11 protein-coding genes and 1 pseudogene are annotated in these 7,883 nt (G+C 40.4%); all 12 read left to right on the top strand.

Annotated features, from left to right (window positions below; all coding sequences use genetic code 11):
• Positions 1-36: 36 nt before the first annotated feature.
• Positions 37-588, top strand: a pseudogene (locus DW826_RS14700) (conjugal transfer protein); the annotation flags it as partial.
• Between the two features lie 100 nt (positions 589-688).
• The gene (locus DW826_RS14695) at positions 689-892 is read left to right on the top strand and encodes a helix-turn-helix transcriptional regulator (protein WP_039930565.1); all 204 of its coding nucleotides are present in this window, start codon (positions 689-691) and stop codon (positions 890-892) included.
• Positions 889-1,302, top strand: a complete 414-nt coding sequence (locus DW826_RS14690) for a hypothetical protein (protein WP_117553096.1) — start codon at positions 889-891, stop codon at positions 1,300-1,302. The genes DW826_RS14695 and DW826_RS14690 overlap by 4 nt, the downstream gene beginning before the upstream one ends.
• A 23-nt stretch (positions 1,303-1,325) precedes the next feature.
• Entirely contained in the window at positions 1,326-1,751 is a 426-nt protein-coding gene (locus tag DW826_RS14680) for a hypothetical protein (RefSeq protein WP_117553095.1), read from the top strand.
• 31 nt (positions 1,752-1,782) lie between these two features.
• The gene (locus tag DW826_RS14675) at positions 1,783-2,007 is read left to right on the top strand and encodes a hypothetical protein (protein WP_117553094.1); all 225 of its coding nucleotides are present in this window, start codon (positions 1,783-1,785) and stop codon (positions 2,005-2,007) included.
• A 275-nt stretch (positions 2,008-2,282) separates the two neighbouring features.
• On the top strand, positions 2,283-2,702 hold the full coding sequence (locus tag DW826_RS14670) for a sigma-70 family RNA polymerase sigma factor (protein WP_004613733.1): 420 nt from the start codon (positions 2,283-2,285) through the stop codon (positions 2,700-2,702).
• 1 nt (position 2,703) lies between these two features.
• Complete coding sequence (locus tag DW826_RS14665; RefSeq protein ID WP_004613734.1) at positions 2,704-2,952, top strand: helix-turn-helix domain-containing protein; 249 nt, start codon at positions 2,704-2,706, stop codon at positions 2,950-2,952.
• Positions 2,953-3,369: 417 nt separating this feature from the next.
• Positions 3,370-3,492 (top strand): hypothetical protein, encoded by a 123-nt coding sequence (locus DW826_RS18900; protein ID WP_002323371.1) that lies wholly within the window; start codon positions 3,370-3,372, stop codon positions 3,490-3,492.
• Positions 3,493-3,571: 79 nt separating this feature from the next.
• Positions 3,572-5,200 (top strand): recombinase family protein, encoded by a 1,629-nt coding sequence (locus tag DW826_RS14655; protein ID WP_055171212.1) that lies wholly within the window; start codon positions 3,572-3,574, stop codon positions 5,198-5,200.
• 51 nt (positions 5,201-5,251) lie between these two features.
• Positions 5,252-6,022, top strand: a complete 771-nt coding sequence (locus tag DW826_RS14650; RefSeq protein WP_242994112.1) for an N-acetylmuramoyl-L-alanine amidase — start codon at positions 5,252-5,254, stop codon at positions 6,020-6,022.
• Positions 6,023-6,203: 181 nt separating this feature from the next.
• A complete protein-coding gene (locus DW826_RS14645; RefSeq protein ID WP_015552589.1) occupies positions 6,204-6,842 on the top strand; it encodes a cytidylate kinase-like family protein in 639 nt (212 codons plus the stop codon).
• A gap of 176 nt (positions 6,843-7,018) precedes the next feature.
• Complete coding sequence (locus DW826_RS14640; RefSeq protein WP_117503423.1) at positions 7,019-7,669, top strand: HAD family phosphatase; 651 nt, start codon at positions 7,019-7,021, stop codon at positions 7,667-7,669.
• The last annotated feature ends 214 nt before the right edge of the window (positions 7,670-7,883 follow it).

Here is a 7,883-nt window from a genome sequence, read left to right as displayed (position 1 = left end):
TATTAGCCACTACTGTTACAACGTTAGTATAGCACTTCAGATATACCGACCAGTTCCACGGTTACAGATGTGATTGTGTGGAATATCGAACAGTTGGGAACGGACACTTTTTCTGCCACCTACGAAGTAGATCAGCAGATAAAAGAGGGAGAACAGACAAGCAATGTGAAAGCAACCTATACCGTAAAAGTCCATGTGGACGCTGACGGGGATATGGTAATCGTTCAGAACCCTACCCTTGCACCAGCAATCGAAAAATCAGACTATGAGCCTAAGACACCAGAAGCAGATGCAAGTGTAGACGCTGATACTGTAAACGACGCTACCGCATTTCTGGAAACATTCTTTAAGCTGTACCCAACAGCCACAGAAAAAGAGCTTGCCTACTATGTATCTGATAATGTACTTGAACCTATCGGCAGGGACTACCTTTATTCTGAATTGGTAAACCCTATCTTTACAAAGGACGGGGACAATGTGAAAGTCAAGGTAGCGGTAAAATTTCTTGATAATCAGACAAAGGCGACGCAGGTATCACAGTATGAGCTTGTACTACATAAGGATAGTAACTGGAAGATTGTAGGATAATAAAACATGGAAAGTTTGCTTGACATTCTTTGCTCGCAGTAGTATCATAAGATTAGAAAAGGAAAGTGAACTTTCCATTCGTTCAAGAAAGGGGTATGTTGTGAAAAATCGTTTAGAAGAATTACGAAAACAAAGAGGTATTAAACAAGAAGATTTAGCGACTGCTCTTGAAGTATCTCGTCAAACAATAGGCTCTTTAGAAAATGGACGCTACAATCCCTCTATTATGTTAGCCTTTAAAATTGCAAGGTACTTTCAAATGAGCATTGAAGAAATTTTTATTTATGAGGAGGAAAGTAAATGAAGCATAAGATACAAAAAGTAGAATTATTTGTCGGTGTAATAATTCTTTTAGGTGGTTTACTAACTTATGGTTTAGGAGTACATCAACTATTACCTGTACCTCGTCCAGATTTGGTTGTCTATGGTACAACACTTATTGGAATAATATTGATTTTAATGGGGTGTGATATATTCAGTAAGCCGACAAAGGAAATGCAAATATTAGAAAATGATGAAAGAAATATCGCAATTACTAATGCTTCTCTTGCGAATGCTTATAAAGTAACACTTACATTATTGGTTCTTGTATTATTTGCTCTTATCTTTATGGGATATATGAGTAAAGTTGTATTTTTTTCGATAGTAGGAGTTATTGCTATCGGACAAATCACATGGGTTATAACAGCTCGTTATTTAGATAAGAAAATGTAGTCTTTTGAAAGGTGGAATTAACAATGAAGAAAAAATTACCATTTATCATTGAAATTATTATAGGCATAATCTTTATATGTTTGGGATGTTTCGTTATTGATACTGACTATTACTCTACACTTTTTTGCGCAATGGGGTTCGGATTAGCTTTTGCTTCTGGTGTTCAATTATTGAAAATTTGTTATTATGAAATGCCAAAAAATAAAGAAAAATTGGAAAATATAAATAGAGAAAATCACATCAATAATGTTGATGAAAGAAAAGTATTTTTAAGAATGAAAGCTGGTTCTTTAGTGTATCAGATAATGACCTTCGTGTACTTGTTTGTTGCGTTTGTATTTGCGTTACTTCATATTGAAGCTTGGATTATAGGAGTTATCTTTGGGTTATTCCTACTGCAAACATTTTTAGGGATTGTTCTGTATAAACATTTTGAAAAACATTTTTAAAACATTCGCTAAATTATGATGAGGTAATACTATGATAGGACTTAAAAGACGAGATATTAAAAAAGCCTTGAAAGCAGGAGCAAAAGCTGGCGGTGTATCATTGGCTGATGTTCGGGCAGATATTGAAGCAACGATTGATGAAGCTATGAACAGTAACGACCCAGAAGTGCAGGCAAATTTTAAAAAGTATTTTGGAAATAAACGCCCTACACCAGAAGAATATATTTACAAGATTACCAAAAAGACAAAAGTGTAATACAAAACAAGTGCTGTAAGGGGGATTGTATTATGGAACATTTTAAGCGAAATTCTATACAATCATTCACTACCTAATAGCATTTTATTAAAAACTGAATATCTTACAGCTTTAATAGCTCGTATAAAACTATATGTTTTGTGCGGGCTTTTTTCATACCCGAAAAAATTAAATTTTTTTCAAAATAGGTCATTAAATCACACCTTTCATTCCCTATATGGTGCGGAAAGAGGGATAAACACTTTTCAAATCATAGAGGAAAGGGGGTGAGATTGATGAAACCGTCTGACTTCCAGAAAACAGTTCAATGTCGCTTTGAAAGTTGTTTGAAGAAAGTTGTCCGTCATGTTGTAAAGGACTACCAGCAAGGATTGAAACGACGAAAAGATAAAGAAATTCCATTTTGTGAACTTCCAGAAATTTTCGTTGAAAATTTTGCTGTGTGGGACGATTACGAAACAGATTATACAATCTTTTCAGTATGTGGCATTGATATTCGTGTCCTTGATGATGAGCTGGCAGAAGCCTTGAAGAAACTTCCAGAAAGAAAGAGAAACACTTTGTTAATGTATTACTTCTTGGAAATGACAGAAAGTGAAATTGCCAACTTGCAAAAGATTACGCAAAGCGGTGTATTTAAAAACCGACATCATGCTTTGGAAACTATGAAAAAAATACTAAAGGAGAAGCAGTAAAATGAAGCAAACATTTAAGAAGCCGTCCTACTATTTGCTTTCACAAGCAATGGACGGGGACGAAAAAGCGATTGAAAAGATACTGGCATTTTATGACCCGTACATATCAAAGTGCTGTCTGCGTCCACTCTATGATGAATACGGCAATGTCTATATTGTTGTAGATATGGAGCTAAAAGGACTTATCCGAGAAGCACTTATCAAAATGATTTTAGGGTTTGATATTGCCTTAGAAATCGAAGAAGAATAAGCAGTTTTTAGCAGAGCATGATTTAATGTCCCCCTCTTTCCTGCTCTGCCCTGCTTTTATATGAAAGCAACACGCTTTCGCCACAGCTCTTTGACAACTGAATAAAGCAGACAGATACGTTTGTGAGATAGTGAGCCACGGGGACTGTACGCCACGACCTTTTCAAAAGAAAGCGAGCGACCCACGCAGTGATCCGAGAGCGACTGTTGGAAAAGTCGTTTTGCCACGACCTATCCTCACAGGATAATGATACGTCCGCATGGTGCGGTTCTGCCCACAAGAATGGGAATAGTTGAGATACTAACGGAGCTTTCCAAAGCCGTCTGTCTGCTTCTGTAACATTGTGAAAAATACGCATATTGGATAAGCCTATGTGCGTATGTTGAGAATAGATAGCTGACTAAGGGGGCTGATAACTTGGCTAAAAAAGAACCTGCACAATATATCGTAGAACGGGAATTTTTAGGTAAATTTTCCGTAGAGGAATTGCTTGTCCGTATCGTGAAATCTCATGTAAAAAAAGGACTATCAAGAGGGTAAAACCCTTGAAAATAATGGAAAGAAGCCGTACTTTATGGTATAATATTATCATAGGTACGGCAGTTGAATAGGTGGAAAAATGATTTATCAAAAGGGTTCGAACTTATTTAACGTGGCTATTTATATCAGATTATCACGAGAGGACGGAGATAAGGAAGAAAGCGATAGTGTAGGAAATCAGAGAAAACTTTTAACAGAATATGTGAACAAGCATGATGACTTTATCCTATATGATGTTTATATTGATGACGGTTTTACGGGAACGAATTTTAATAGACCAGACTTTCATAGAATGATTGCCGACATTGAGGATAGCAAGGTAAATTGCGTTGTTGTAAAAGACCTTTCCCGTTTCGGACGAGATTATATTGATACGGGGCGATATTTGGAAAGAATATTCCCAGAGCTTAATGTTCGTTTTATTTCTGTAACAGATAATATTGATAGTATGAAGCAGGCATACGATATGTTACTTCCTATTAAAAATATATTCAACGAACAGTATGCCAGAGATATTTCTAATAAAGTTCAAGCGACTGTAAAATCAAAGCAGAAAGCAGGAGAATTTATCGGAGCTTTTACAAGTTATGGTTATAAGAAATCTCCTGCAAATAAAAATAAACTTGTGATTGATGAATATGCGTCCGAAGTTGTAAAAAGAGTATTTACTATGTATGCACAAGGAATAGGGAAACAAAGCATTGCCAAAATACTAAATGCAGAGGGTATCCTTTGTCCGTCGGAATATAAAAAGCTCAATGGAGAAAATTACAAAAATTGTAATCGGTTAGAAAAAACTTCTTATTGGACTTATTCTACAATTAAAGTGATGTTGCAAAATGAGATTTATATTGGAAACATGGTACAAGGAAAGAAACATCAACGTATGAGAAGCAAACAGCGTCTAGTTGAGAAAGAAAACTGGATAAGGGTTGAAAATACACATGAACCGATTATAGACCGTCAACTGTGGGATAAGGTACAAAAACTGCTGACGAAAAAGCATAGGGATATTGATTTAGAAACAAATAAAAATATCTTTGCAGGTTTTATTAAGTGTGGCGATTGTGGTCGGGCAATGATGAAAAATTTCTGGCGACGTGCTGACGGAAGTAAGTCCTATTCATTCTATTGTGGAACTTACAAAAGAAGCGGAAAAGATTATTGCACTCCGCACACGCTCCCGTTTCAAGTATTGAATGATATTGTGCTGGGAGATTTAAAGCAGATTATCCGCAATGTAGAGAACTTGCAGGAACTTGTAAAATCACAATCTTTCACAGCAACAAAAATCAGAAAATCAACAGACATAGAACTGATAAAGTTAAAAGCAGAGCTTGAAAGAGTGAAGAAGTTGAAAAAGTCAATTTATGAAGATTACAAAGACGAACTGATTTCTAAAGAAGAATTTCTTTCTTATCGAGAGGACTATCAACAAAAAGAAACGCTTTACTCCAAACAAATTGAAACGCTGGAAGAAAAGAAAAAGGAAAGTGTAACAGAAGATGTTTTTGAAACACCGTGGTTAAGGCGGTTGTTGGAACTGAAAGACATTGAAGAATTAGACAGAGATATTATTGTGGAAATGATAGACCAGATAACAGTTTATGAAAACCGCAAACTTAAAATCTCATACAACTTCGGAAATGAACTGGAACATTTATTTTCAAGCGTTTACTGTGAGGACTTGGAGAAAAAGGCTATCTAATCTCAATACATTTCTAACTCCCCATATATACTGGGGAATACATATCACAATTTGCGTAAACTACAACCAGCACACGGCGGGAGTGATCCGGGGGCGGTATATGGGAACAGACGGGAGAAGGACGATACGCTGGCGTTGTCTTATGATATCGGAAATGCCCTGGAACGCCGGGGGGTCCGGGTGGAGTACACGAGAGTCGGCGATGTATACAACAGTCCATATGAGAAGGCGCAGATCGGGAACAGCTCCACGGCGGATCTGTTTTTGTCGATCCATCGGAATGCCATGGCGGTGCCGGGGTCTGCTTCCGGAACTCTGAGCCTGATCTTTGGGAGAGGTGGCGATGCGGAGACATTTGCGGAGAATATCAACAAAAAGCTTGCGGCGGTGGGCTGGAACGACCTTGGAATCAGTGAGAGGCCGAATCTTGTGGTCCTCAGGGATACAGCACTTCCGGCGGTTCTTGTGGAAGTTGGATTTATCGACAATGAGAAGGACAATGACTTCTTCGATGAGAACATGAGCCGGACCGCGGATGCCATCGCGGATGGGATCGTGCAGACATTTGCGGAGCTGGAAAAGCAGACGGCAGGCGAGGAGATGCCGGGCTTTTATATGGTTCAGACCGGGATCTATCGGGTAAGAGCTAACGCGGAGAGGGAAGTGGAGCACCTGAAATCCCAGGGATTCCCTGCGTTTATGACGTTTAAGGACGGACTTTATTATGTCCGCGCCGGGGCATTCCGGAATATGGAAAATGCAGTGCGGCAGGAGCAGGAACTTCGAAAGCTGGGATATCCGACATTGCTTGTAAAGACATGAGTTATATGCCTGTATTTTGTAATTGTGAAACTTACGAAGGAGCTGAAAAACAGCGAAAATATTATAAAAAAGACTTAAAATTTCAAACTATATATGGTAAAATACAGATAGAATAAAAAGCATTCCCATGATTTTTCCAGGTACATCTGCCGAGAGGCGGGAGGGGAAGAAGGAGGCATTTATGGCGGAGAATAAGAAATTTGTGATCACGGTCGGAAGACAGTATGGAAGCGGCGGAGCGGAGATGGCGAAACGTCTCGGCGAGCGCCTTGGACTTCATGTTTACGATAAGGAGATCTTAAAGATGACCTCCGAGGAGAGCGGGATCCGCGAGAGCTATTTCCACCTTGCCGATGAAAAAGCCGGAAATAAGCTGTTATACCGGATCATCCACTCTCTGATTCCGGAAAACGGAACCCCGTCTCTGGGATCTGACCTGATCTCATCTGACAACCTGTTCCGGTTCCAGTCATCGGTCATCCGGAAACTGGCTCAGGAAGAATCCTGTATTATTATCGGCCGCTGCGCCGACTATGTCCTCGACGGAACTGAAAACCTTGTCCGGCTCTTTGTGTATGCGGAGATCGAGGAGAGGATCAACAAAGTCCGTGAGAAAGGATACTTCCCGGAGGAAGATATCTTAAAGAATATTAAGCGGATCGACCGGGAGCGCCGCGACTATTACCGCTACTATACCGGAAAGAGCTGGGAGAATCTTGAGAACTACGATCTGATGATCAACACCACGAAACTTTCCTACGATGATATGGTGGAGTGCGTGGTAGACTACCTGAAAATGCGCGGGATTCTTGCAAAATAGAGGGAAATACGATAGAATATAGGCGGCTTATCCTTAAGCCGCCTTTTTCCGTTAACCGGAAATTTTGATGGAGCTTCCGGCTGATGAAAAAGGCACTACATACCAATCATGCACACCCGCGTGAAGATATGGATTGCCGCAGGCGTCCGCGCGAGGTTTGCCGGAAAGGAATTTACATGAAGATCACACGCCCGATCAGGGCCGTCCTCTTTGACATGGACGGCGTTATGGTAGACAGTGAATTTGTATATATGAAATACCTGCTGGAGTTCGCAAAAGAAAAGAACCCGGCGGTGACAATGGAAGACATCACCCCAATGGTAGGCCGCAGCAGACAGGATAGCTGGACTGTGATGGAACGGGCCGTGAATAACGGTGAGACCTGGGAAACACTGATCAAAGAGTGGGCCGAAAGAGACATTTACAGCCGGATCGATTATCGGAAGATCTTCCGCCCGGAGATGAAGACCACAGTGCAGGAATTAAAGCGCCGCGGCTATACAGTCGCGCTGGTATCCTCCACAGGTCCGAAGCTGATCTCGAGGATCGTGGAGGAGGTGGGCATGCGCCCGGAATTTGACCTGATCGTCAGTGGAAAGCAGTTTAAACAGAGCAAACCGAATCCGGAGATCTACCACTATACAGCGGATACTCTGGGAATCCGTGAGGACGAGTGCTTTGTCGTGGAGGATTCTACCGTGGGCATCGAGGCGGCATACCGCGCCGGAATGTCAATCGCCGGTTTGAAGGATGACCGGTTCGGATTCGACCAGAGTAAGGCGGATTACCATATCGATTCAATATCTGATATTTTGAGATACCTGTAATTTCTTCTAAAGCAGTTAAGCTTCAAAAATGCTAAAACCATGGACAGGTTATATAAAATGATGTTGGGGTCAAAAACATTTGCCCTCACAGTTACGCGCAAAAATCCATTCCAAATCGGCTGTGCCGATAAGATTTTTGCTATCTATTCTAAGTTTTCTTACGGTCAGCGTAGTAAATGCGCAGACCTACTGAACAGTTACAATCACACTATAT

Origin of the sequence: Clostridium sp. AM34-11AC (assembly GCF_003435375.1) — a bacterium.
In the GTDB taxonomy this organism is placed as follows: Bacteria; Bacillota; Clostridia; order Lachnospirales; family Lachnospiraceae; genus Pilosibacter; species Pilosibacter fragilis.
Note: the sequence above shows the minus strand (reverse complement) of the source record. Positions and strands in the feature narration are given on the sequence as shown.

Excerpts from the sequence above, each read along its gene's own strand:
- DW826_RS14670 (WP_004613733.1), top strand. The coding sequence starts at position 2,283 with ATGAAACCGTCTGACTTCCAGAAAACAGTTCAATGTCGCTTTGAAAGT.
- DW826_RS14655 (WP_055171212.1), top strand. The coding sequence starts at position 3,572 with ATGATTTATCAAAAGGGTTCGAACTTATTTAACGTGGCTATTTATATC.
- DW826_RS14665 (WP_004613734.1), top strand. The coding sequence starts at position 2,704 with ATGAAGCAAACATTTAAGAAGCCGTCCTACTATTTGCTTTCACAAGCA.
- DW826_RS14675 (WP_117553094.1), top strand. The coding sequence starts at position 1,783 with ATGATAGGACTTAAAAGACGAGATATTAAAAAAGCCTTGAAAGCAGGA.
- DW826_RS14645 (WP_015552589.1), top strand. The coding sequence starts at position 6,204 with ATGGCGGAGAATAAGAAATTTGTGATCACGGTCGGAAGACAGTATGGA.
- DW826_RS14680 (WP_117553095.1), top strand. The coding sequence starts at position 1,326 with ATGAAGAAAAAATTACCATTTATCATTGAAATTATTATAGGCATAATC.
- DW826_RS14690 (WP_117553096.1), top strand. The coding sequence starts at position 889 with ATGAAGCATAAGATACAAAAAGTAGAATTATTTGTCGGTGTAATAATT.
- DW826_RS14640 (WP_117503423.1), top strand. The coding sequence starts at position 7,019 with ATGAAGATCACACGCCCGATCAGGGCCGTCCTCTTTGACATGGACGGC.